The following is a 22907-nucleotide window of genomic DNA, read 5'->3' as shown; positions in this document are numbered from 1 at the left end:
ATGGCCAGGAACACAGCCGCGGCCGGCCCTCCGCCGGACCGCGCGAGCGAAGGCATCCCCGTCCTGATCGTCGATGATTCGGTCGTCGCCCGCGCGGTGATCGGGCGCATGATCGAGGGGATGGCGCGGTTCCGCGTCGCCGGATCGGTCGGCAATGTCGAAAGCGCGCTCGCCTTTCTCGCCCGGGAGCGCGCCGACGCGATCCTGCTCGACCTCGAAATGCCCGGCACGCACGGCCTGACCGCGCTGCCCGACCTGGTCGCGGCAGGGCAGGGGGCCAAGATCCTGGTGGTTTCCTCCGCCGCCGACGATGGCGCCGCGGCGGCGGTCCAGGCACTGGCGCTCGGCGCCGCGGATACGCTGGTGAAGCCCGGCGTCGGCAGCTTCGCCGGGCGCTTCGCGGCGGTGCTCGAAGACCGTCTCGGCCGGCTGTTCGATACCGAGGGAAGCCCCGCCGTCTCCGCCCATGCCGAGCATGCGCCGGGCGAGTTCGACATCGTGGCGGTAGGCGCCTCGACCGGCGGCATCCATGCGCTGAGCCAGATGCTGCGCGCGATCCCGCCGGCCTTCCAGGCGCCGATCCTGGTGACCCAGCATCTGCCCGCGTCGTTCATGAGCTATTTCGCGGCGCAGCTCGCCGTGCTCGCGGGGCGGTCGTGCGAGGTCGCGACCGACCATCTGCGCATCCGCCCGGGCCGGATGGTGGTCGCCCCGGGCGACGCGCATATCCGCTGCGTGCGGACCAGCGATGGCGGCTGCGCGATTCGATTGACTCATGAATCCGTCGCGAGCGGCTGCATGCCGTCGGTCGATCCGATGCTCGATTCGGTGGCGGAGCTGTTCGGCGCGCGCGGACTCGGCGTGATCCTCTCCGGCATGGGCCGCGACGGGGCGATCGGGGCGCGGCGGCTGATCGATACCGGGGGAAGCGTGATCGTCCAGGACAAGGCGAGTTCGGTGGTCTGGGGCATGCCCGGCGCGATCGCGGAGCGCGCCAGCGCGGTGCTGCCGCCCGACGAGATCGGGCGCATGATCGCCAGCCAGCGGAGGCCGGGATGATCCAGCTTCATCCCCAGGCCTTCGCCTCGACCGGGGCGATGGGCGTGATCGGCGCGCTGCTCGAACAGCGTACCGGGCAGCAGATCGCCGCCAACCGCGCCTGGCGCATCGAGACGGCGCTGAAGCCGGTGCTGCGCGCCAACGACCTCGACACGCTCGACCAGTTGATCGGACGCCTCGCCGCCCAACGCAACGGCCCGCTCGCCGACGCGGTGGTCGATGCGCTGCTCAACCATGAGACCTCCTTCTTCCGCGACGCGGGGGTGCTCGACCTGGTGGTCGAGGCGGCGCAGGCGCTCCAGGCCGACGCGCCGGGCCGCCGCCTGCGCATCTGGTCGGCGGGCTGCTCGATGGGGCAGGAACCCTATTCGCTGGCGATGCTGTTCGAGGAGGCGGCGGTGAGCCGCGGCATGCTGATGCCCGAGATCGTCGCCACCGACGTTTCCGCCGCCGCCCTGGCGCGGGCGCGGGCCGGCCGCTTCTCGCAGTTCGAGATCCAGCGCGGCCTGCCCGTGCGCCGCATGGTGAACTGGTTCGACAGCATCGACGGCGAGTGGGTCGTGCGGCCCGAGCTCGCCCGGCGCATCGTGTTCCGCCAGCAGAATCTCGCCAAGGATCCGCCGCCTGCGGGCAAGTTCGACCTGGTGCTGTGCCGCAACGTGCTGCTCTATTTCGCCGCCGACGTGCGCACGCGGGTGTTCCGCACGCTGCGCGACGCGACCCGCGACGGCGGTCTGCTGGTGCTGGGCGCGGGCGAGACCGTGATCGGCCAGACCGACGCCTTTCGCCCGAGCGACCAGTTTCGCGGGCTCTACCTCGCCGGAGACGCCAACGTCGCGCCGTTCCGCTCCTGCGCAGGCTGAGTCGCCACCGGCCAACCGAACCTGCGTTTCGGCGCGTCACGACCTGCCGTGGCTTGCGTTTCGGCGCGGGCCGCCGCATCCCTCGCAGCGATGATGCAGGACAAGGCAGAATTCGACTGGATCGACGCGCCGTCGCCCAATTTCGACGCGCGCAAGCTGCCGATCAGCATCATCGTGCTCCACTATACCGGCATGCAGACCGCCGAGGAGGCGATCATGCGGCTGCGGGACCCCGAGGCGAAGGTCTCGAGCCACTGGCTCGTCGCCGAGGACGGCCAGATCGTGCGCCTCGTCGAGGAAACGAACCGTGCCTGGCACGCGGGCAAGTCGCACTGGCGCGGGGTGACCGACATCAACTCGGCCTCGGTCGGGATCGAGATCGTCAATCCCGGCCATGAGTTCGGCTACCGTCCGTTTCCCGACGAGCAGATCGACTCGGTGATCCGCCTGACCGCGGCGATCAAGGATCGCTACCATATCACCCGCGGCAACGTCGTCGGCCATTCCGACATCGCGCCGGCGCGCAAGCAGGATCCGGGCGAGCTGTTTCCCTGGGGCAAGCTCGCGCGGCTGCGGCTCGCGCTGCCGCGCCCGACGAAGAACCTCATGGACCCCGGCTGGACCGATGCCGGCTTCCTGCTCGCGCTCGAGCGCTTTGGTTACGACGTGACCGACGGGCTCGCCGCGACGGTGGCGTTCCAGCGCCGCTTCCGGCCCGAGCTGGTCGACGGCACGATCGACGCCGAGTGCCGCATGATCCTGCTCGCGCTCCTCCTGCCCAAGCCCCAGGGCGACGCGTGATGCGCGTGCCCGAAGGGGCGCCGATCCTCACCGCGGCCGAGATGCGCGCGGCCGAGGCGCGGGCGATCGCCAATGGCGCGAGCGTGACCTCGCTGATGGAGCGCGCCGGAACCGGCGTCGCCGAGGCGGTCCATCGGCTTGCCGCCGGTTCGGAAGTGCTGATCCTGTGCGGCCCGGGCAACAATGGCGGGGACGGCTATGTCGCCGCGCGCGTGCTGGCGGCAAAGGGGATGCGGGTGCGCGTCGCCGCGCTCGGCGATCCGCGGACCGAGGCGGCGGCGCAAGCGCGCAAGGGCTGGAGCGGCCCGGTCGGACCTTTCCCCCGCGAGCTGTCCGAAGGCCCCGTACCGGTGGTGATCGACGCATTGTTCGGCACCGGCTTGTCGCGTCCCGTCGCGGCGCCGGTCGCGCATGCGATCAAGATGCTGGCGAGCCATGCGCGGCTGGCGATCGCGGTCGACCTGCCCAGCGGCGTGGACACCGACACCGGCGGCGATTTCGGACAAGACCTCGCTGATTTCGGCGTGACGCTGGCGCTGGGCGCGCTCAAGCCCGCGCATGTCCTTCAGCCCGCGGCCGCGCATTGCGGCAACGTGCGTGCGATCGATATCGGGCTGGCCTTCGACGACATCGGCGCCGCATCAGCCGTCCGGACACTTGGCGTTCCGCGCATCGCGAAGCCTCGACCCGCCTCGCACAAGTACAGCCGCGGCATGGTCGCGGTCGTCTCCGGCCCGATGCACGGCGCGTCGGAGCTGGCGGGGCGCGCCGCCTATGGCGCCGGCGCGGGCTACGTCCTGCTGCTCACCGGCGGCCTGCCGCATCCCCCCCATGCCATCGTCCGCCGCCGCTGGAGTGCCGCCGCGCTGGACGACGAGCGCATCGGCGCGGTGGTCATCGGCCCCGGCCTCGGCCGCGACGACCGTGCGCGCGAGAAGCTCGAGGCGGCGCTGGCGAGCCCGCATCCGCTGGTGATCGACGGTGACGCGCTGCATCTGGTCGGCCTCGACCGGTTGTCGTCCCGTGAGCCGCCGGCGGTGCTGACCCCGCACGCGGGCGAGTTCGCGGCGTTGTTCGGCGAGAGCGACGCGAGCAAGGTCGTCCGCACGCAGGACGCCGCGCGCCGGAGCAATGCCACGGTCGTGTTCAAGGGTGCCGACACGGTGATCGCGCACCCCGACGGCCGGACCAATGTCGCGCTCGCCGCCAGCCCGTGGCTTTCGGTTGCGGGGACGGGCGACGTGCTGGCAGGCGCCGTCGCCACGATGCTCGCCCAAAACCCCTCCGCACCGCTCGAAGCCGCCTCCGCCGGCGTCTGGCTTCATGCCGAGGCCGCGCGCCTGCTCGACCGCTGCTTCCTCGCCGACGAGCTCGCCGACGCACTTCCCCACGCGCTGGCGCACACCCTGTGAGCGAAGCCGGGACCATCGTCCGCGTCGCCGCGCGTGGAGACGGGGTGACGGCGGACGGCCGCCACGCCCCGCTCGCCGCGCCGGGCGACACGCTGCTCGCCGACGGCACGCTCAAGCCCGGTCCGCGGCGTCAGGTGCCGCCATGCCGTCACTTCCCCGAATGCGGCGGCTGCCAGCTCCAGCATCTCGACGACGCGGCCTATGCCGAGTTCCTGACGGCCCGCATCGCCGGCGCGCTCGCGCAGCAGGGTCTCGAGACCGAAATCCGCGCGCCCGCGCTCTCCCTGCCGCGCACCCGCCGCCGCGCCGCGCTCCATGCCGAGCGCCGCGGGCGGCAGGTCCATCTCGGCTTCACCGAGCAATCGAGCCACCGCCTGATCGACCTCCAGCAATGCGAGATCCTCGACCCGCGCCTGTTCGCGCTGCCCCAGCCCTTGCGCGGGCTGCTCGCCGCGCATCTCCCCGCCAATCGCCGGGTCAACGTCCATCTCGCGCTCACCGACCAAGGTCCGGACGTGCTGGTCGAGGGTCTCGTCACCGACAGCCTCACCGCGGTCGAGGCGGTGACCAGCTTCGCCCAGCGCCACGGCCTCGCGCGCCTGTCGGTCGACGACGGCCTCGGGCCCGAGCCGCGCTGGGAGCCCGAGCCGGTCACGGTCAGCTTCGGCGGCGTGCCCGTGCCGTTCCCGCCCGCCAGCTTCCTCCAGGCGACGCCCGAGGGCGAAGCGGCGCTCGTCGCCGCGGTGCGCGAGGGCATCGGCGGCGCCAAGACGGTCGCCGACCTGTTCGCCGGGCTCGGCACCTTCGCGCTGGCGATGGACCCCGCCGCCAAGGTCTATGCCGGGGAGGGCGCGCGCGAGGCGATCCTCTCGCTCAAGGCCGCCGCCGGGCGCGCCCAGCGTCAGGTCTTCGCCGAGCATCGCGACCTGTTCCGCCGTCCGCTGGTGGCGAAGGAGCTCGACCTGTTCGACGCCGTGATCCTCGATCCCCCGCGCGCCGGGGCCAAGGAACAGGCCGAGCAGCTCGCGGCGTCAAAGGCGCCGGTGATCGCCTATGTATCGTGCAATCCCAATACCTTCGCGCGCGATGCGAAGATGTTGTGCGAAGGCGGTTACCAGCTCGACTGGGTCCTTCCGGTCGGCCAGTTCCGCTGGTCCACCCACGCCGAGCTGGCCGCGCGGTTCAGCCGCTAGCGCCGGTTCAGGGATAGTCCGCCCGCACGAAATACAGCCCGTCCGGCGGTGCGTTCAGCCCCAGCGCCGCGCGGTCCTTCGCCTCCAGCGCATCGCGCAGATCCCCCGTGGACCACTGCCCGCGCCCGACCATCGCCAGGCACCCGACCATCGAGCGCACCTGGTGATGCAGGAACGAGCGCGCCGAGGCACGCACCAGCACCTCTTCGCCCTCGCGCACCACGTCGAGCCGGTCGAGCGTCTTGAGCGCGCTCGCCGACTGGCAGTGCGCCGAGCGGAAGGTGGTGAAGTCATGCAGCCCCACCAGCAATTGCGCCGCGTCGTGCATCGCCGCCGCGTCCAGCACGGCCGGCACGCGCCACTTCAGCCCCTTGTCGAAGGTCAGCGGCGCACGGCGATTGACGATGCGGTACACATAATGCCGCGCGACGCACGAGAAGCGCGCATGCCAGTCGTCGGCCACCGTCTCGCACGCCAGGATCGCCACCGGCACATTGCGAAGATGCGCGTTGAGCGCCTCCATCAGCCGGAAGGGGGCGATGTCCTTGTCGATCTCGGTGTGCGCGCGCATCGCGAGGGCATGGACGCCCGCATCGGTGCGCCCGGCGGCATGGACCAGCGCATCCTCCCCGGTGATCCCGTGCAGCGCGTCCTCGATCGCCTGCTGCACGCTCGGGCCATGGTCCTGATGCTGCCAGCCCATGAACGGCCGGCCGTCATATTCGATGGTGAGCGCGAAGCGGGTCAAAGCCGGGTCCCTGCGGGAATGGGGAAGCCGTTGAGCAGCTCCGCCGTGGTCATGATGCCACGCCCGGCGCGCTGGACGAGGGTGGGGCGGATAACTCCTTCGGCACAGGCGATTTCGAGATCGTCGAACACGACCCCCGGGTCTCCTGCCACAGCATCCACCAGCTCCGCCGCCAGCACTCGGACTCGCTCGCCACCCACCTCGAAGAACGCCCCGGGCGGGTTGAACGCCAGCACCTGACGCAGCACGGCCTCGGCATCCTGTGCGAAGTCCAGTCGCGCCTCGGCCTTGTCGATCTTCGAAGCGTAGGTCACGCCTTCGTCTGCCTGCGGTACCGCCGGATAGGCCTCCGGGTTATCCAGCACCTGAACCATCAGCCGCGCGCCCATTGCCGCCAGCTCATCGGTCAGCGCACCCGCGGTCTTGCCGTCAACGGAAGTCCGCCCCTCAAGCCGAACGGGCCCGGTGTCCAGCCCGGCCTCCATCTGCATGATCCCGACCCCGGTCTCTTCATCGCCGGCCAGGATCGCCCGCTGGATCGGTGCCGCGCCGCGCCAGCGCGGGAGCAGCGAGGCATGGACGTTCATGCAGCCGAGCCGCGGCGCCTCCAGCACGCTCACCGGCAGGATCAGGCCATAGGCGGCGACCACCGCGACGTCGGCTCCCAGCGCGGCGAATGCAGCCACCGCGTCGGGATCGCGCTTGAACGACAACGGCGTGCGCACCTCGATCCCCAGCGCTTCGGCGCGGGCATGGACGGGGGAGGGGGTCAGCGCCTTGCCGCGCCGCCCGCCCGCCCGCGGCGGCTGGCTGTATGCCGCCACCACGTCATGCCCCGCATCGACCAGCGCATCGAGCGTCGGCACCGCGAACTCGGGCGTTCCCATGAAGATGATCCGCATGGGCTGCGCCTCTAGCCGCATTCGCCCCCGCTGCGCCATCCTTCCCTTCGCCCGCGCGAACGGGTAGGGAACATCGCATGGCCTCGCCCGAGATCGAAACCCTCACCCAAGCCCTGTCGCGCCTGCCCGGCCTCGGCCCGCGCTCGGCGCGGCGCGCGGTGCTGCACCTGCTCAAGAAGCGCGAGACCGCGCTCGATCCGCTGCTCGCCGCGCTCACTGCGGTCAGCCAGCGCCTCGCCACCTGTTCGACCTGCGGCAATGTCGACACGTCGGATCCCTGCGCGATCTGCGCCGACCCGCGCCGCGACACGCGCCAGCTCTGCGTGGTCGAGGAGGTGGCGGACCTGTGGGCGCTCGAACGCTCGCGCCTGTTCCCGGGCCGCTTCCACGTGCTCGGCGGCAAGCTCTCCGCGCTCGACGGGATTCGGCCCGAGGACCTCGCGATCGACAGCCTGATCACGCGCGTCGCCGCGGGCGGGATCGACGAAGTGGTGCTGGCGATGAACGCCACGCTCGAGGGCCAGACCACCGCTCACTACATCGCTGAGCGGCTCGAGGGACACCCCGTGCGCCTCACCCAGCTCGCGCATGGCCTGCCGGTGGGCGGCGAGCTCGACTATCTCGACGAGGGCACGCTCGCCCAGGCCCTGCGCGCGCGGCGGCCGGTGGCATGAGCTTCGGACGATCGCTGCTCGTCGGCTTGATGATCGGCGGTCTCGCCGGCTTGCTGCTGTGCTCGATCGCGCTCGACCACAATCCACAGGGCGAGTTCGCCGATCTTGTCACCGGTGCCTACACCGCCAATCTCTACCGGCTGTTCGGCATCGCGGCGGCGCTTGCGGGAATCCCGGTCACGTTCCTGCTCACGCTGATCGGATTTCTGCGCCGCGCGCCAGATTGACCCGTTCGCCTCCAGCACCTAAATTTGGCGCATGGCCATTCTACCCATCCTCGAAGTCCCCGATCCGCGCCTCAAGCTGGTGTCCGCGCCCGTCGACCAGGTCGATGACGAGCTGCGCGCGCTGATCGCCGACATGTTCGAGACGATGTACGACGCCCCCGGCATCGGCCTTGCCGCGATCCAGGTCGGCGTGCCCAAGCGCGTGATCGTCATGGACCTGCAGGAGCAGGAGGACGAAGAGGGCAAGCCGATCCGCGAGCCGCGCGTGTTCATCAACCCCGAGATCCTCGATCCCGCCGCGGAGATGAACACCTATACCGAGGGCTGCCTGTCGGTCCCCGACCAGTTCGCCGATGTCGACCGCCCCGCGACCTGCCGCGTCAAGTGGCTCGACGAGCAGGGCAAGGCGCATGACGAAGTGTTCACCGGCCTGCTCGCGACCTGCATCCAGCACGAGATGGACCATCTCGAGGGCATCGTCTTCCTCGATCACCTCTCGCGCCTCAAGCGCGACATGATCATGAAGAAGCTCAACAAGGCGCGCAAAGCGGCCGCCTGACGCGCTCTGCGGCGCCGAAGTCAGATTACGGTCTCTGACGCGCGAGTGGGCATCAGCCCATCCCATACGTCACCCCGGCCTTGTGCCCGGGTCCACCGGGCGGCGAGCGCTGGATGGGAGGCTCCGGCCTAACGCACTCGGCGTCGTGGACCCCGGCACAAGGCCGGGGTGACGAAAGGCAGCGACAAGCTGTCGCAATTAGCCCTGTCCTACAGCGTCCGTTCGGGCTATGTTCCTCGCTTGTCGCGGGGAGGCGGCCGCTTGTCACCTCCGCGTGAGACATGTGTTTTGTGTCAACCGAACCCGTCAATTGTGTCAGCTTTGTCAACTTCGCGTGAGGAACCGTGACGCTCGAATTCGCCTTGGCCCTGATCTTCGCGCTGCTCGTCGGCGGGGCGATCGGCTGGTTCCTGACCAGCCGCCGCATCGCCGAGATCCGTGCCGAACGCGACAAGCGCGAAGCCGACTTCAAGGCGGCGATCGTCGACCTCGCCGGGGCCGAGGAGCGGCTCAAGGAGCTGCCCGAGCTGCGCGACCAGCTCGAGGCGATACGCGATGATCGCGATGCCGCCCGGCTCGAGCTCACCGAGCTGCGCACCCGGGCGAGCGCGTTCGAGGAACGGCTGGAGGAGTTCAAGAGCGCGCGCGACGTCATGGCCGGCCAGTTCCGCGAGCTCGCCGGACAGATGCTCAACCAGACTCAGGAAGCCTTTCTCAAGCGCGCCGAGGACCGCTTCAAGCAGTCCGAGCTGACTGCGGGGCAGAACCTCAAGGCGCTGCTCCAGCCGGTCAACGAGCGCCTCCAGCGCTACGAGGAGGGCGTCGCCAAGGTCGAGGCCGAGCGCCGCGATGCGTTCGGCGAGCTCAAGGGCCAGATTGAGCAGATGCGGATCGGGCAGGAGCGGGTGAGCAGCGAGGCGGCCAAGCTCGTCAACTCGCTGCGCAACGCGCCCAAGTCGCGCGGCCGCTGGGGCGAGCAGCAGCTCAAGAACGTGCTCGAGACCTGCGGCCTCTCCGAGCACACCGATTTCGAGACCGAAGTCAGCGTCGCGCAGGAGGAGGGCGGGCGGCTGCGCCCCGACGCGATCGTGCGCGTGCCCGGCGGCAAGGCGTTGGTGATCGACGCCAAGGTGTCGCTCAACGCCTATCAGGACGCGTTCGGCGCGGTTGACGAGGCCGAGCGCCAGGCGGGGCTCGCCGCGCACGCCATCTCGATGAAGAACCATGTCAACGCGCTCGGCAACAAGGCCTATTGGAACCAGTTCGACGATGCGCCCGACTATGTGATCATGTTCGTCCCTGGCGAGCATTTCCTGTCCGCCGCGCTCGAGCATGATCCGACGCTGTGGGACTTCGCCTTCGAGAAGCGCGTGCTGTTGGCGACTCCCACCAACCTCATCGCGATCGCCCGCACCGTCGCGGCGGTGTGGCGGCAGGAGAAGCTGGCCAAGGAAGCGCGCCAGATCGGCGAGCTCGGCAAGGAGCTCTACGACCGGCTGGCCAAGGCGATGGGCGACCTGCGCCTCGTGGGCAGCGGCCTCAACAGCGCGGTCAAGAATTTCAACACCTTCGCCAGCAGCCTTGAGACTCGAGCGCTGGTTTCGGCGCGCAAGCTCAAGGAGCTCAACGTCGAGACCGGCGCGCGTGAGATCGAAAGCATTGCGGCGGTCGAACTGCTCGCCAGCCACGCCGAAACGGCCGAGGAAGAACCTCCGGCACAGGCGGCGGAATAGGCGGCAACCTTCTCTTTACGCTGATTTCTGCTGCGGCGGGCGGGTATCGGGCCTATGTTGCCCGCGAAACGACTTGATTGACCGCGTTCCATTGCAGGGGAGAATGCGCATGAAGAGCACGTTCAAGCTGGTGGCCCTGTCGGCCGCGCTGATCGGCCAGGGCACCGCGCCGCTGCTGGCGCAGACCAGGCCGGCACCGCAGCAGCGGCCGGTCCCGCTGCCCCAGCCGGTCCCCGATCGCCCCGTGCCGCTCCCGCAGCCGGTCCGCCCCGAGATCCAGCCGCCGCGCCCGATCCGTCCCCAGCCGCCGATCCGGCCGCCGCGCCCCAATCCCGGCTATGGCCAGGGCTATGCCGGGACGATCGCCTGCGAATCGCGCAACAGCCGCACTCGCATCTGCAATGTGAACACCCGGAACCGCGTCGCGCTGCTTCGCGCCACCGGCGGCGTGTGCAACCAGGGACGCGGCTGGGGCTATGACCGGCGCTCGATCTGGGTGCGCAACTGCCGCGCCGTGTTCGGCTACGGCTATGGCGACAACTGGGGCGGGGGCTGGCGTCCCGAGCGGCCCGACAAGGGGCCGAGCACCGGCCTGATCATCGGCGGCGTCGCCGTCGCCGCGGGCCTGGTCGCGCTGCTCGCCAGCCGCAACAGGAAGGCGGGCGAGCCGGCGTCCGAAGCGCCGACCAGCTATCCGCCCGGTCCGCCCGCCGCGCTGTCCGCCGATCTCAGCCTGGTCCGTGCCGAGGCGCGGCCGTCGCTGCAGACCTGCATGTTCGAGGCCTCGCGCCAGATCGGCGTCACCGGCGGCACCAGGCTGCGCCTCGACCGCATCACCAGCATCGAGCCGGGCAATGGCGGCTGGCGCTTCGCGGCCGATCTGACCGCGACCTATCCGGACGGCGACCGCTCGACGCCTTTCTATTGTCGCGCGACGCCGACCAAGGTGGTTCAGCTCGACTTCACGAGCTGATCGGCGCAAGGGCGGCGCATGGATTTCGACGACCAGTTGCGCCGCTATTTCGGTTCCGCCGACCTCGCCTCGATCCCGCCCAGCGCGATCGCGGCGGGCGTCGAGCGGATGCGGGTCGATCTCGGCCTGGAGCAGGACCGCGCCCGCCGCTTCGCGCTGTGGGCGGTGCTGCACATGCTCGGCGCCGCGCCCGACCTCGACGTGGCGTTCGAGGATCCCGCGGACCGCGAGGCGGCGCGCAACTTCATGGACCTCACCGCGCCGCCGCGCGAGGACTAGGCCCTAGCGCCGCAGCACGATCTGCCTGCCGTCCGGCGCGGTCAGCACCACCGTGCCTTCTCGCGGGGCGGTGACCTTGAGCGGCTGGCGCAGGATCGCCGCGAATTCCGCGTCGCGGCGCATCAACGGCGCGGGGCAGGCCTTGCGCGTCGCGATGAGCGGCCCGACGACCAGCCTGCCGCGTGCGATGCGATAGCCGCCATTGTGGCTGTTGCAGCCCGGCGTCGCGGTCAGCCGGTCCGGCGAGAACTGCATCGCCGCCTGCGACGGCCGCTGCGGCCTGAACACATTGCCGATCTGCTGGATGCGCCAGCGCTGCCCGGTCAGCTCGGGCAGCTCCCACACCTCGCCGCCGCAGCCATTGACCGTCCGCCCGCGCACGGTCACGCGCACGGTATCGGCATAGCGCCGGTCGCTCATCCCGTCGCTGCATTCGCGGTTGGTGATCTCCACCGTCATCGCGCGCGCGGCATAGCGGCGGCCGCCGCGGATCGCCTGCGCGCGCGGTGTGCGGACCGTCACCTTGGTCTCGCCATAGTCGCCGTCATAGCGCATCTGGCGGCTGTCGATCGTCAGCGTCCAGCCGGGCTCGGTGCCGAGCGCGCGATAGGGCGTCCCGCGCTGCGCCTCGGCGGGAACGGACAGCAGCAGCGGCGCGGCCGCGGCGATCATGATCGGGACGAAACGCATCTTCATCTCCTCTGCCTGACTGAGTGCGCCTGCCCGCGTGAACGGAGGCTTGCGAAACGATTCATCCGCCGAGCCGCATCGCCGCGCGCAGCGCGCGGATGTGATGCGCCGGCGCGCCGTCCGCCGCGGGCGTCTCGCGCCAATATCTGGTGTGGGTGAAGAACCGGCGCCGCGCACCGGCTTCGAGCCGGCCGTCCGCGTCCAGCTCGGGTAGCACCGCGATATCGCGGATGCCGTGCAGCGTCGCGCCGTCCTCCAGTCCGAACGCCGCGCCGAGGGGGCCCGAGATCACGTCCCCCCAGGCGACGAAGCGGTGCGGCGAATAAAGGTTGGTCCACCGCGTATAGGCGAACAGCGCCGCGTGATGCGGCAGGCGCGGCGCCGCCGGATCGTCGTCCCTGCCGATCTTCTCGACGCTCCACGGCCGATAGGTGAAGTGGCGCAGCTTGGTCTGGCCGTCATATTCCAGCGTCGGCGGGCAACAGGGCAGGATGCGCTGCGCCTTTGCCTCGGTCAGGTGCGCACGGTCGCGCGTGATCAGGAACTCGGCATGGGTCAGCGGCGAGCCCAGCGTCACGAAATCGCTCACGATCCACGGATTCCCCGCAGCGATGAGTTCCTTCGCCGCCGCCGCCTGCGCCGCCTGGAACGCATCGATCTCCCATGGGCCCTGCCCGGCGAGCGCGTCGCGGATCATCGCCTCCAGCGCGACTCGCGCATCCTGCGCGGCGGGCTTGTCCGCGCTCTGCCTGCTCAGCGTGTTGATCCGCGCGAAGGCGTGGGCGAGGATGTCGTAGGCGATGATCGTGCCCAGCGAGTGGGCGACGACGACGACCCGGTCATATTCCCGCCGCGGCTCGATGCGGCCGTCCTCGCGCACGCCCATCAGGCTCTCGAGCAGCCGCACGCCGTTCTCGCGGATCTCCTGCCGGCGCGCGACATTGGCCGGCTTGGGCCGCACATAGCGCGCCACGTCGCCGAAATAGCGCACCAGGAACCCCGACACGAACCAGCCGAGCGCCGCGGAGAGCGTCGCGGCGGCGATCGCGCCGAGCCAGGACGCATCCTCCGCGCCGGGCCGCAGCGCATAGGCGGCCGCGCCCGCCGCCGCGATGCCGATCAGCCACAGCAGGATCCACAGCGGCAGCACGGCGCGCGGCACCTTGGTGAAGGGGTTGCGCAGCATCAGCTCGAACACCCAGGCGCGCAGCTGCTCCCAGGTGGTGTCCACCATCAGGTGCGCCCAGTAGAATTCGTAGAAGTCGGTGCGCTTGCGGTTCTTCCCGCTCTCGGTCGTGATCACGCGCAGCTCGAAGCTGCGGCTGCGCCGGTCGGGCTTGCTCCAATAGGCGTTCCTGACGCGGCGGCCGCCGCTGTTGGGATCGGGCTTGCCGCGATCGACCAGGCTCGCATCGTTGGCCCAGGCCGTGTCGACGAACGACAGCAACGTCTCCATCGGAAGCTGCTCGCCCATGCCGTGGATCACCACCACCGCCTGCTTCGCCACGCGAATCCCCTTCGCAGCCCCGGGTGCACGCCGGCTGGCAGCCGGCGCCGGAAGCTTAGTTCGATTTGCCGAAAAGGGGAATTGGAGGCCCGAGCCGGAATCGAACCGGCGTGCAAGGATTTGCAGTCCTCTGCGTAACCACTCCGCCATCGGGCCTCGGGAGCGAGGGGGCGATGTGCGCGGGGCCGTGGCCCATGTCAACCATCGCCGCGAAAATAGCTGTTTCGCTTGCTTGGCGATGCCGTCGGCACAAGATACAAGCGCGCCAGTCGACGTAGTGTATTGCATGACTATAACAGTTATGCGAACAGGGCTGGAGTGATGATGACCGCAACCCAGAATTTTTCCGGCGCCGATCTTCCGGGTTCGCAGGCCGCGCGCGCTGCGATGGTGGCGAGCCAGCTGCGCACCAGCGGCGTCAACGACGCGCGCGTGGTCGCGGCGATGGCGCAGGTGGCGCGCGAGGCGTTCCTGCCCGAATCGCAGCGGCCCTTCGCCTATCGCGATCGCTCGCTCCCGCTCGGCGACGGCCGGGTGCAGAGCCCGCCGCTCGCCACCGGCCTGCTGCTGACCGAAGCGGCGATCCGGCCGGAGGACAAGGTGCTGGTCGTCGGCGCGGCGGGCGGCTATGCCGCGGCGGTCGCGGCGAAGCTCGCCGCGCAGGTCGTGGCGGTGGAAGCCGATCCGGCGCTCGCCGGAATCGCGCGCGCGACGCTGGCGGGCCAGGCGGAGCTGGTCGAGGGGCCGCTGAACGCCGGCTATGCCGCGGGCGCGCCCTATGACGTGCTCGTCATCGACGGCGCGGTCGAGGAAGTCCCGGCGGCGCTGGTCGAGCAGGTCAAGCCGGGGGGCCGGATCGTCGCGGGAATCGTCGACCGCGGGGTCACGCGGCTCGCCTCGGGCGTCCGCAGCGCGGGGGGCTTTGGCCTCACCTCCTTCGCCGATATCGAATGCGCCGTGCTGCCGGGGTTCGAAAAGCCGCGCGGGTTCACCTTCTGAAGAAAGATCAAGCATGCGATTGAGCCATTTCCTCGCCGGGGTGAGTGCTGTCGGGCTGGCGATTCCCGTTGCGGCGCAGACCGCGCCGCCCGCAGCCCAGACGCAGGCCCCCGCGCCGACCGAGACGCTGCGCGAGGCGATGGTCAAGGCCTACAACACCAACCCGGACCTGACCGCCGAGCGCGCCAATCTGCGCGCGAGCGACGAGGAAGTGCCGATCGCGCGCTCGCGCGGGCTTCCCGGCGTCAACTCGACCGCGGGCTATAATGAGCGGCTCTACGACAGCGACGACAGCGGCGTGAGCGCGCCGCGCTCGGGCACCGTCGGCGTCAACCTCAGCGTGCCGGTCTATTCGGGCGGCGCGGTGCGCAACTCGGTCCGCGCGGCGCAGACTCGCGTCGAGGCGGGCCGCGCCGGCCTGCGCAGCGTCGAGGCGCAGCTCTTCACCGACGTCGTCTCGGCGTACATGGACGTGATTCGCGACGAGGCGATCGTCCGTCTCAACCAGCAGAATGTCCGCGTGCTCGAGGTCAATCTCCAGGCGACGCAGGACCGGTTCGAGGTCGGCGACCTGACCCGCACCGACGTCGCCCAGTCGGAGGCACGGCTCGCGCTCGCGCAGAGCCAGCTGCGCGGCGCCGAGGCATCGCTGATCGGCAGCCGCGAAAACTATATCCGCGTGGTCGGCACGCCGCCGGGCGTGCTCGCGCCGCCGCCGGAGCTGCCCAACCTGCCCGCCGGGCCGGACCAGGCGGTGGGCGTGGCGCTCGAGGAGAATCCCGCGCTGGACGCCGCCGAGAAGGCCCGCGACGCGAGCGCCTATGACGTCCGCGTCGCCCGTGCCGGCCGCCTGCCGCAGGTCAGCGTCGGTGTCGGCGGCGATTACTATAACCGCTTCGGCTCGGTCGGCCGCGCAGGCCAGCTCGCCGGCCTCGCCAATGACGGCTTCGCGACCACCGCCGGCGTCAACCTCTCGCTGCCGCTGTTCCAGGGCGGCCGTCCGGCGGCGCAGGTCCGCCAGGCGCAGGCGCGCCAGTCGGCCGCGATCGAGCAGGTCACCTCGACCGAGCGCGGCGTGATCGCGCAGACGCGCTCGGCCTATGCGGTGTGGCAGTCGGCGCTGCGCGTGATCGAGAGCAGCAAGCTCGCGGTCAGCGCCAACCGCCTCAGCCTCGAGGGCGTGCGCGCCGAGAACAGCGTCGGCACCCGCACCATCCTCGACATCCTCAACGCCGAGCAGGAGCTGCTCAACAGCCAGGTCCAGCTCGTCACCGCCGAGCGTGACGCCTATGTCGCCGGCTTCGCGGTACTCGCGGCGATGGGCCGGGCGGAGGCGCAGGATCTGGGCCTCGACGGCGGGCCGCTCTACGATCCGGTCGCCAATTACGACCGCGTCCGCAACAGCCTGTCCGACTGGCGCGACGGCCCTGCGCCCGAGCCGCAGGCGACTCGAACCACCGACACGCCGGCGCAGACGCCCGTGGTTTCGGGGCCGATCGACCCGGTCGACCCGCGCTGAAAGGTTGACAGACACCCGTAAAATCAGACAGGTGGCGGGTCTGCTATCCCTAACGCGGGGTTGACGAATGGGGGACATCAGTAACGAGCCGTCGATGGAGGACATCCTGTCCTCGATCAAACGGATCATCGCCGAGGAAGGCGAGGCGGCGGCGAGCCGCCCGCGCCGCGCCGCGCGCACGCCCGCGCCGCTCCCCGCTGCGGAGGACGAGGACGAGATCCTCGAGCTCAGCGAGCCGGTTCTCGACGAGCCCGAGGCCCCGGCCGCGGCCGAAGCGCCGCAGCCCGCGAATGGCGCCGCCGCACCCGTGGCCGAACCGATTCTCTCCGCCACCGCCGCCGAAGCGACTCGCGGCCCGCTCGAGGCGCTCTCGCGCCTGATCGTGAAGCCCGACGTTCCGGGCAGCGATACGCTCGAGGGTGTGGTGCGCGAGCTGCTCCGCCCGATGCTGCGCGAATGGCTCGACGCCAACCTCCCGCGCATGGTCGAGGAGATGGTGCAGCGCGAGATCGCACGGATCACCGCGGCGCGCGACTGACTTGCCCATTGACTTGCGCTGCGTGTTCCGCCCGTTAAGGGCGGGGCATGAGCGAACTTCCGAAGACGTTTGACCCCACTGAAATCGAGGCGCGCTGGTATGCGCATTGGGAGGCGAACGGCCTGTTCCGGCCCGATCGCCCCGGCGCCGAGCCGTGGACGATCGTCAACCCGCCGCCCAACGTCACCGGCTCGCTCCATATCGGCCACGCGCTCGACAACACGCTGCAGGACATCCTCGTCCGCCACGCGCGGCTGAAGGGCAAGGACGCGCGCTGGGTGGTCGGCACCGACCATGCCGGCATCGCCACGCAGATGGTGGTCGAGCGCCAGCTCGCCGAGCGGCAGGACAAGCGCACCAACTATTCGCGCGACGATTTCGTCGACCTGGTGTGGAAGTGGAAGGAGGAGAGCGGCGGCACGATCACCCGCCAGCTCCGCCGGCTCGGCTGCTCGATGGACTGGTCGAACGAGCGCTTCACCATGGACGAGGGCTTCTCGAAGGCCGTGCTCAAGGTGTTCGTCGACCTGCACAAGCAGGGGCTGATCTACCGCGACAAGCGCCTGGTGAACTGGGACCCCGCGCTCAAGACCGCGATCTCCGATCTCGAGGTCGAATCGCGCGCGGTGCAGGGCCATATGTGGCACTTCAAATACCCGCTCGCGGGCGGCGAGACCTATATTTATGTCGAGCGCGACGCCGACGGCAACGTCGTGCTGGAGGAAGAGCGCGACTATATCTCGATCGCGACCACCCGGCCCGAGACGATGCTCGGCGACGGCGCGGTCGCGGTGCACCCCGGTGACGAGCGCTACCGCCCGATCGTCGGCAAACTCTGCGAGATCCCGGTCGGCCCCAAGGCGCTGCGCCGTCAGATCCCGATCATCACCGACGATTATCCCGATCCCCATTTCGGGTCGGGCGCGGTCAAGATCACCGGCGCGCATGACGAGAACGACTATGGCGTCGCGCAGCGCAACGGCATCCCGATGTACCGGCTGATGGACGAGAATGCGGCGATGCGCGCGGACGGCGCGCCCTATGCCGAGGCGGCGGCGCGGGCGCAGGAGATCGCCGGCGGCGCGGCATGGACGGCGGCCGAGGTCGACACGCTCAACCTCGTGCCCGACGCCTATCGCGGGCTCGACCGCTACGAGGCGCGCAAGCGCGTCGTCGCCGACATCGACGCCGACGGCCTGATGATCAAGGTCGAGGACAAGCAGATCATGCAGCCGTTCGGCGACCGCGGTGGCGTGGTGATCGAGCCGATGCTGACCGACCAATGGTATGTCGACGCCGCGACGCTGGCCAAGCCGGCGATCGAGGCGGTGCGCTCGGGCGCGACCAAGGTCGTGCCGAAGAGCTGGGAAAAGACCTATTTCAACTGGATGGAGAACATCCAGCCGTGGTGCGTCAGCCGCCAGCTGTGGTGGGGCCACCGCATCCCGGCCTGGTATGCCGAGGATGGCCGCATCTTCGTCGCCGAGACCGAGGAAGAGGCGCAGGCACAGGCGGGGCAGGGCGTCGCGCTCAGGCGTGACGAGGACGTCCTCGACACCTGGTTCTCCTCCGCGCTGTGGCCGTTCGCGACGATGGGCTGGCCCGAGGAGACCGACCCGACGCTCGGCGGCCGCTACCCTAACGACGTGCTCATCTCGGGCTTCGACATCCTGTTCTTCTGGGATGCGCGGATGATGATGCAGGGCTTGCACTTCATGAAGGAAGTGCCGTTCAAGACCCTGTATCTCCACGGACTTGTCCGTGCGGCGGACGGGCAGAAAATGTCCAAGTCCAAGGGCAATGTCGTCGATCCGCTGGGCCTGATCGACCGCTACGGCGCCGATGCGCTGCGCTTCTTCATGGCGGCGATGGAGAGCCAGGGCCGCGACGTGAAGATGGATGAGAAGCGCGTCGAGGGCTATCGCAACTTCGCGACCAAGCTGTGGAACGCCGCGCGCTTCGCCCAGTCCAACGGCATCAGCGCCAGCACACACATCGAGCCGCCCGCCGCCACGCTCGCGGTCAACAAGTGGATCGTCGCCGAGACCGTGGCGACGGTGCAGGCGATGGACCTCGCCTTTGCCGACTATCGCTTCGACGAGGCGGCGAACGCGATCTACCAGTTCGTGTGGAGCCGCTTCTGCGACTGGTATCTCGAGCTGATCAAGCCCGTGCTGCAGACCGAGGGCGCCGAGGGCGCCGAGGAGACCCGCCTCGTCGCAGGTTGGGTGCTCGACCAGATCCTCGTCCTGCTCCACCCGTTCATGCCCTTCATCACCGAAGAGCTGTGGTCGAAGCTGGGCGACCGGCCCGACTATCCGCTGATCACCGCGAAATGGCCGATGGCGGATGCCCGCGCGCTCGACCCGGAAGCGGCGCAGGAGATCGATTGGCTGATCCGGCTGATCTCGGAAATCCGAAGTGCCCGGACCGAGCTCAATGTCTCTCCCGGGGCGCAGGTGCGGCTGCTTCACCGTGAGGCTTCCGGCGAGACCCAGAACCGTATCAACCGGCAGTACCAGTCGCTCGCGCGCCTGGCGCGCCTGTCTGGCGTCGAACCGGCGATGGGTTGGCACGGCGCCGCAGCACAGATCGTGCTGGATGAGGCGACGTTCGTCATTCCGCTGGAAGGGCTGATCGATGTCGATGCCGAGCGCGCGCGCCTGACCAAGGCGATCGCCGCGGCGGAGAAGGAGCGCGACAGCCTGGGCGCCCGCCTGTCCAACCCCGCCTTTGCCGAAAAGGCCAAGCCCGAGGCGGTCGAGAAGGCCCGCGCCGACCACGCCGACAAATCGGCCGAGGCGGCGCGGCTGCAGGCGGCGCTGGGACGGCTGGGCTGAAGTCCGGCTGACAAACTTAACTCGAAACGCGGCTTTTCCGGCCGAAGCGGCTGCGACGCGACGCCTTTGCGCCGGGGACGCGCCAGGTTCGCTCCGGTGACGCGGCACCTGCGCGCCGGTCGCGCGCCGCCGACGCGCCGCCGACGCGGCGGGTATGCGTCGCCCGCGCGGCGGCATGAAGCGGAAGGATATCGTCCCGGTCGATCATGGGACGGACCAAATATCGCGAAACCGGGGTTGTAGGAAAATGGTTTCGCACAAGATCCCGCCGGCTGACGCTTGCGCCGCCCCGCGGCCTGTCCCACAAGCCGCGCGATGAGTCCCGCCCGCGATCTCGACCGACTCAGCGCGGGCAAGCCACGGCGGGGGCGGGACTAGCATGGCGCCACCCGCCGCTCGCCACGACCTGACCCAAGGTCCGATCGGCCGCACGCTGCTGCTGTTCGCGCTGCCGACGCTCGGCTCGAACATCCTCCAGTCGCTCAACGGCTCGATCAACTCGATCTGGGTCGGGCGTTTCCTCGGCGAGCAGGCGCTGGCGGCGACCAGCAACGCCAACATCATCATGTTCCTGATGTTCTCGGCGGTGTTCGGCTTCGGCATGGCCGCGACCATCCTGATCGGCCAGTCGATCGGCCGGAACGACATCGAGGCGGCGCGGCGCGCGTTCGGCTCGGCGATCGGGCTGGTCACCGGCGCGGCGGTGGTGATCGCGATCCTCGGCTGGCTGTTCACGCCGCAGATCCTCCATCTGCTCGCCACCCCGGGCGATGCCGAAACCCTCGCCCGCGATTACCTTCGCGTGATCTTCCTCGGCCTGCCCTTCTCGATGCTCGGCGTGCTGATCCAGATGAGCCTGCGGGGCACCGGCGATTCGGTCACGCCGCTCTGGTTCATGGTGCTGAGCGTGGTGATCGATGCCGGCCTCAACCCGCTGCTGATCGCCGGGATCGGGCCGTTCCCGCAAATGGGCATCGCCGGCTCGGCGACCGCCACGCTGATCGCCGGGATCGTCTCCTCGGCCGGGCTGCTCGCCTATGTCTATTGGCGCGACCTGCCGATCCGCCTGCGCGGCCCCGAGCTGCGCTACCTCCTGCCCGAGCGCGCGCTGGTCAAAACCATCGTCGCCAAGGGCCTGCCGATGGGCGCGCAGATGCTGGTGATGTCGACCGCAGGCCTGTCGATGATCGGCCTCGTCAACCGGCTCGGCGTCGACACCGCCGCGGCCTATGCCGTATCGCAGCAGCTCTGGACCTATATCCAGATGCCGGCGATGGCGATCGGCGTCGCGGTGTCGAGCATGGCCGCGCAGAATATCGGCGCGGGCCGCTGGGACCGGGTCGGCGCGATCACGCGCGCGGGCATCCTCTACAACACCGCGATCACGCTGTCGGTGATCGTCCTCATCATCTTGTTCGACCGCGAGGTGATGGCGCTGTTCGTCGGCGCGGACAGCCCGGCGATTCCGATCGCGCGCCACATCCAGCTGATCGCGAGCTGGACCTTCGTCATGTTCGGCGCGACGATGGTGATGTTCTCCACCGTCCGCGCCAATGGCGCGACGGTCGCGCCGCTGGTCATCCTCGCGATCACCATGTTCCCGATCCGCTTGGGATTCGCGCTCGGCGCGCAGCCCTGGCTCGGCAGCGACGCGTTGTGGTTCGCCTTCCCGCTCGGCTCGGTCTGCTCGTTGACGCTCGCCGCGCTCTATTATCGCTACGGCAAGTGGCGCGCCGCGGTGCTCGAGGTGCCGCCCGAGCCCGAGGACGCCGCCGAGCACGCCCATGCCGCGACCGAGCCCGCCGGGCGCTTGCAACCCACGGGTTGAGGGGGCACAGCGCTGCCATGAGCCATTTCCCCGCCCTTCGCCTCCGCCGTACCCGTGCCGCCGCGTGGAGCCGGCGGATGTACGCCGAGACCGTGCTGACCCCGGCCGACCTGATCTGGCCGCTGTTCGTCACCGGGGGCGAGGGCATCGAGGAACCGATCGCCTCGCTTCCCGGGGTGTCGCGCTGGTCGGTCGACCAGGTCGCGGTGCGCGCGAAGGAGGCCGCGGCGCTCGGCATCCCGTGCCTCGCGCTGTTCCCCAACACCCCCGCCGATCTGCGCACCGAGGATGGCGGCGAGGCGCTCAATCCCGACAATCTGATGTGCCGCGCGATCCGTGCGATCAAGGATGCGGTGCCCGAGATCGGCCTGCTCACCGACGTCGCGCTCGACCCCTATACCGCGCACGGCCATGACGGGCTGGTCGACGACAAGGGCTATGTGCTCAACGATGCCACCGCCGAAATCCTGATCGGCCAGTCGCTCAACCAGGCGCGGGCGGGCGCCGACATCATCGCGCCCAGCGACATGATGGACGGCCGCGTCGGCCTGATCCGCGAGGCGCTTGAGGCCGAAGGCCATGTCAACGTCCAGATCATGGCCTATGCCGCCAAATACGCCTCGGCCTTCTACGGCCCGTTCCGCGACGCGGTGGGCTCGCGCGGCCTGCTCAAGGGCGACAAGAAGACCTACCAGATGGATCCCGCCAATGCCGAGGAGGCGCTGCGCGAGGTCGAGCTCGACCTCGACGAGGGCGCCGACAGCGTGATGGTCAAGCCCGGGCTGCCCTATCTCGACATCGTCCGCCGCGTGAAGGAGCGGTTCGAGGTGCCGGTGTTCGCCTATCAGGTGAGCGGCGAGTACGCGATGATCGAGGCCGCGGCAGCGGCGGGCGCGGGGGATCGCGACGCGCTGGTGCTCGAGACGCTGATGGCGTTCAAGCGCGCGGGCTGCTCGGGTGTCCTCACCTATCATGCGGCGCACGCCGCGCGCCTGCTCGGCGCTTGATCGAGACCGCGATGATTGAAACCGAGCGCCTGATCCTGCGCAAGCCGCGGCCGCTGGATCGTCCGGCGTTGCACGCGATGTGGGCCGATCCGCTGGTGATGGCCGACCTGGGCCCCGTGAAGGACGAAGCGGCGAGCGACGCCGCGATCGCCCGCCACGACGGCTATCGCCACGAAGGGCTCGGCTTCCTCTCGGTCGAGCGCAAGTCGGACTGGGCCGTGATCGGTTTCTGCGGACTCAAGCGCGGCGATCCGCCCAATCCGATCGCGGGCGAGATCGAGGCGGGGTGGATGATCGCGCAGCCCTATTGGCGCCAGGGCTATGCGCTCGAGGCGATGACCGCGGTGTTCGGCTGGGCCTGGGCGAGCTTCGACATGCCCCGCATCGTGGCGATCACCTCGGCGCGCAACCTGCGCAGCCAGGCGATGATGGTTCGGCTCGGCATGGCGCGGCTGGCCGACGGCGATTTCGAGCATCACGCCTTCGCCGCCGATGATCCCTTGCGTCACATGGTGACCTACAGCATCACTCGGCCGTGAGTGCCGCGTAACGAAGG

The 22907-nt window shown here is 69.9% G+C and carries 22 protein-coding genes and 1 tRNA gene; 18 read left to right on the top strand and 5 right to left on the bottom strand.

From position 1 onward, the window contains the following. The 5 genes from ACO227_RS18265 to ACO227_RS18245 all read left to right on the top strand — a co-directional run bounded on the left by ACO227_RS18265 (position 1) and on the right by ACO227_RS18245 (position 5328). Entirely contained in the window at positions 1 to 1059 is a 1059-nt protein-coding gene (locus ACO227_RS18265) for a chemotaxis protein CheB (protein WP_423603824.1), read from the top strand. Next, a complete protein-coding gene (locus ACO227_RS18260) occupies positions 1056 to 1922 on the top strand; it encodes a CheR family methyltransferase (RefSeq protein ID WP_423603823.1) in 867 nt (288 codons plus the stop codon). Before ACO227_RS18265 ends, ACO227_RS18260 begins: the two co-directional genes overlap by 4 nt. A gap of 90 nt (positions 1923 to 2012) precedes the next feature. Beyond that, entirely contained in the window at positions 2013 to 2723 is a 711-nt protein-coding gene (locus ACO227_RS18255; protein ID WP_423603821.1) for an N-acetylmuramoyl-L-alanine amidase, read from the top strand. Then, a complete protein-coding gene (locus ACO227_RS18250; protein WP_423603820.1) occupies positions 2723 to 4135 on the top strand; it encodes an NAD(P)H-hydrate dehydratase in 1413 nt (470 codons plus the stop codon). Before ACO227_RS18255 ends, ACO227_RS18250 begins: the two co-directional genes overlap by 1 nt. After that, positions 4132 to 5328 (top strand): class I SAM-dependent RNA methyltransferase, encoded by a 1197-nt coding sequence (locus ACO227_RS18245; RefSeq protein WP_423603818.1) that lies wholly within the window; start codon positions 4132 to 4134, stop codon positions 5326 to 5328. Before ACO227_RS18250 ends, ACO227_RS18245 begins: the two co-directional genes overlap by 4 nt. A 7-nt stretch (positions 5329 to 5335) precedes the next feature. Here ACO227_RS18245 and truA read toward each other — a convergent pair whose 3' ends face one another. Next, positions 5336 to 6076, bottom strand: coding sequence for a tRNA pseudouridine(38-40) synthase TruA (gene truA / locus ACO227_RS18240; protein ID WP_423603816.1), 741 nt, complete (start codon positions 6074 to 6076; stop codon positions 5336 to 5338). Next, positions 6073 to 6978, bottom strand: coding sequence for a methionyl-tRNA formyltransferase (gene fmt / locus ACO227_RS18235; RefSeq protein ID WP_423603814.1), 906 nt, complete (start codon positions 6976 to 6978; stop codon positions 6073 to 6075). The genes truA and fmt overlap by 4 nt, the downstream gene beginning before the upstream one ends. A 77-nt stretch (positions 6979 to 7055) precedes the next feature. On the opposite strand from fmt, the gene recR reads away from it, so the two are divergent. From recR to ACO227_RS18205, 6 genes are all read left to right on the top strand, one after another. Then, the gene (gene recR / locus ACO227_RS18230) at positions 7056 to 7652 is read left to right on the top strand and encodes a recombination mediator RecR (RefSeq protein WP_423603813.1); all 597 of its coding nucleotides are present in this window, start codon (positions 7056 to 7058) and stop codon (positions 7650 to 7652) included. Continuing rightward, positions 7649 to 7879 (top strand): hypothetical protein, encoded by a 231-nt coding sequence (locus ACO227_RS18225; protein ID WP_343519331.1) that lies wholly within the window; start codon positions 7649 to 7651, stop codon positions 7877 to 7879. The genes recR and ACO227_RS18225 overlap by 4 nt, the downstream gene beginning before the upstream one ends. Before the next feature lie 31 nt (positions 7880 to 7910). Further along, the gene (def, locus tag ACO227_RS18220) at positions 7911 to 8438 is read left to right on the top strand and encodes a peptide deformylase (RefSeq protein WP_423603811.1); all 528 of its coding nucleotides are present in this window, start codon (positions 7911 to 7913) and stop codon (positions 8436 to 8438) included. 344 nt (positions 8439 to 8782) lie between these two features. Further along, positions 8783 to 10171 (top strand): DNA recombination protein RmuC, encoded by a 1389-nt coding sequence (gene rmuC, locus ACO227_RS18215; protein ID WP_423603809.1) that lies wholly within the window; start codon positions 8783 to 8785, stop codon positions 10169 to 10171. A gap of 109 nt (positions 10172 to 10280) precedes the next feature. Further along, positions 10281 to 11144, top strand: a complete 864-nt coding sequence (locus ACO227_RS18210) for a DUF3011 domain-containing protein (protein ID WP_423603807.1) — start codon at positions 10281 to 10283, stop codon at positions 11142 to 11144. An 18-nt stretch (positions 11145 to 11162) separates the two neighbouring features. After that, a complete protein-coding gene (locus tag ACO227_RS18205) occupies positions 11163 to 11423 on the top strand; it encodes a hypothetical protein (protein WP_423603805.1) in 261 nt (86 codons plus the stop codon). A gap of 3 nt (positions 11424 to 11426) precedes the next feature. Here ACO227_RS18205 and ACO227_RS18200 read toward each other — a convergent pair whose 3' ends face one another. The 3 genes from ACO227_RS18200 to ACO227_RS18190 form a co-directional block, all read right to left on the bottom strand. Continuing rightward, positions 11427 to 12113 carry an META domain-containing protein gene (locus ACO227_RS18200; protein ID WP_423603804.1) on the bottom strand — a complete coding sequence of 229 codons (687 nt, stop codon included), beginning with the start codon at positions 12111 to 12113 and terminating at the stop codon, positions 11427 to 11429. A gap of 61 nt (positions 12114 to 12174) precedes the next feature. After that, entirely contained in the window at positions 12175 to 13620 is a 1446-nt protein-coding gene (locus tag ACO227_RS18195) for a hypothetical protein (protein ID WP_423603803.1), read from the bottom strand. Between the two features lie 82 nt (positions 13621 to 13702). Next, positions 13703 to 13776 (bottom strand) — tRNA-Cys (locus ACO227_RS18190). 165 nt (positions 13777 to 13941) lie between these two features. Between ACO227_RS18190 and ACO227_RS18185 the strand changes: the two genes are divergently transcribed. The 7 genes from ACO227_RS18185 to ACO227_RS18155 all read left to right on the top strand — a co-directional run bounded on the left by ACO227_RS18185 (position 13942) and on the right by ACO227_RS18155 (position 22890). After that, positions 13942 to 14619 (top strand): protein-L-isoaspartate O-methyltransferase family protein, encoded by a 678-nt coding sequence (locus ACO227_RS18185; protein WP_423603802.1) that lies wholly within the window; start codon positions 13942 to 13944, stop codon positions 14617 to 14619. Between the two features lie 13 nt (positions 14620 to 14632). After that, positions 14633 to 16138, top strand: a complete 1506-nt coding sequence (locus ACO227_RS18180) for a TolC family outer membrane protein (protein WP_423603801.1) — start codon at positions 14633 to 14635, stop codon at positions 16136 to 16138. Between the two features lie 67 nt (positions 16139 to 16205). After that, positions 16206 to 16676: a DUF2497 domain-containing protein gene (locus ACO227_RS18175; RefSeq protein WP_423603799.1), complete on the top strand. Its 471-nt coding sequence runs from the start codon at positions 16206 to 16208 to the stop codon at positions 16674 to 16676. A gap of 47 nt (positions 16677 to 16723) precedes the next feature. Then, a complete protein-coding gene (locus ACO227_RS18170; protein ID WP_423603798.1) occupies positions 16724 to 19516 on the top strand; it encodes a valine--tRNA ligase in 2793 nt (930 codons plus the stop codon). A 379-nt stretch (positions 19517 to 19895) separates the two neighbouring features. Beyond that, entirely contained in the window at positions 19896 to 21344 is a 1449-nt protein-coding gene (locus ACO227_RS18165) for an MATE family efflux transporter (protein ID WP_423603797.1), read from the top strand. A 17-nt stretch (positions 21345 to 21361) separates the two neighbouring features. Further along, positions 21362 to 22351, top strand: coding sequence for a porphobilinogen synthase (hemB, locus tag ACO227_RS18160; RefSeq protein ID WP_423603795.1), 990 nt, complete (start codon positions 21362 to 21364; stop codon positions 22349 to 22351). Between the two features lie 11 nt (positions 22352 to 22362). After that, positions 22363 to 22890: a GNAT family N-acetyltransferase gene (locus ACO227_RS18155; RefSeq protein WP_423603794.1), complete on the top strand. Its 528-nt coding sequence runs from the start codon at positions 22363 to 22365 to the stop codon at positions 22888 to 22890. The last annotated feature ends 17 nt before the right edge of the window (positions 22891 to 22907 follow it).

Source organism: Sphingomonas sp. MS122 (assembly GCF_049532975.1).
In the GTDB taxonomy this organism is placed as follows: domain Bacteria; phylum Pseudomonadota; class Alphaproteobacteria; order Sphingomonadales; family Sphingomonadaceae; genus Sphingomonas.
The sequence above is the reverse complement of the archived record's forward strand: the minus strand, read 5'-3'. Positions and strand labels throughout refer to the sequence as shown.

Bases quoted from the DNA above. Each gene is read 5' to 3' on its own strand.
- recR (WP_423603813.1), top strand. From the start codon at position 7,056: ATGGCCTCGCCCGAGATCGAAACCCTCACCCAAGCCCTGTCGCGCCTG.
- ACO227_RS18180 (WP_423603801.1), top strand. From the start codon at position 14,633: ATGCGATTGAGCCATTTCCTCGCCGGGGTGAGTGCTGTCGGGCTGGCG.
- ACO227_RS18225 (WP_343519331.1), top strand. From the start codon at position 7,649: ATGAGCTTCGGACGATCGCTGCTCGTCGGCTTGATGATCGGCGGTCTC.
- ACO227_RS18200 (WP_423603804.1), bottom strand. From the start codon at position 12,113: ATGCGTTTCGTCCCGATCATGATCGCCGCGGCCGCGCCGCTGCTGCTG.
- ACO227_RS18175 (WP_423603799.1), top strand. From the start codon at position 16,206: ATGGGGGACATCAGTAACGAGCCGTCGATGGAGGACATCCTGTCCTCG.
- def (WP_423603811.1), top strand. From the start codon at position 7,911: ATGGCCATTCTACCCATCCTCGAAGTCCCCGATCCGCGCCTCAAGCTG.
- ACO227_RS18170 (WP_423603798.1), top strand. From the start codon at position 16,724: ATGAGCGAACTTCCGAAGACGTTTGACCCCACTGAAATCGAGGCGCGC.
- ACO227_RS18260 (WP_423603823.1), top strand. From the start codon at position 1,056: ATGATCCAGCTTCATCCCCAGGCCTTCGCCTCGACCGGGGCGATGGGC.
- ACO227_RS18155 (WP_423603794.1), top strand. From the start codon at position 22,363: ATGATTGAAACCGAGCGCCTGATCCTGCGCAAGCCGCGGCCGCTGGAT.
- hemB (WP_423603795.1), top strand. From the start codon at position 21,362: ATGAGCCATTTCCCCGCCCTTCGCCTCCGCCGTACCCGTGCCGCCGCG.
- fmt (WP_423603814.1), bottom strand. From the start codon at position 6,978: ATGCGGATCATCTTCATGGGAACGCCCGAGTTCGCGGTGCCGACGCTC.
- ACO227_RS18255 (WP_423603821.1), top strand. From the start codon at position 2,013: ATGATGCAGGACAAGGCAGAATTCGACTGGATCGACGCGCCGTCGCCC.
- ACO227_RS18205 (WP_423603805.1), top strand. From the start codon at position 11,163: ATGGATTTCGACGACCAGTTGCGCCGCTATTTCGGTTCCGCCGACCTC.
- ACO227_RS18210 (WP_423603807.1), top strand. From the start codon at position 10,281: ATGAAGAGCACGTTCAAGCTGGTGGCCCTGTCGGCCGCGCTGATCGGC.
- ACO227_RS18265 (WP_423603824.1), top strand. From the start codon at position 1: ATGGCCAGGAACACAGCCGCGGCCGGCCCTCCGCCGGACCGCGCGAGC.
- ACO227_RS18250 (WP_423603820.1), top strand. From the start codon at position 2,723: ATGCGCGTGCCCGAAGGGGCGCCGATCCTCACCGCGGCCGAGATGCGC.
- ACO227_RS18185 (WP_423603802.1), top strand. From the start codon at position 13,942: ATGATGACCGCAACCCAGAATTTTTCCGGCGCCGATCTTCCGGGTTCG.
- ACO227_RS18165 (WP_423603797.1), top strand. From the start codon at position 19,896: ATGGCGCCACCCGCCGCTCGCCACGACCTGACCCAAGGTCCGATCGGC.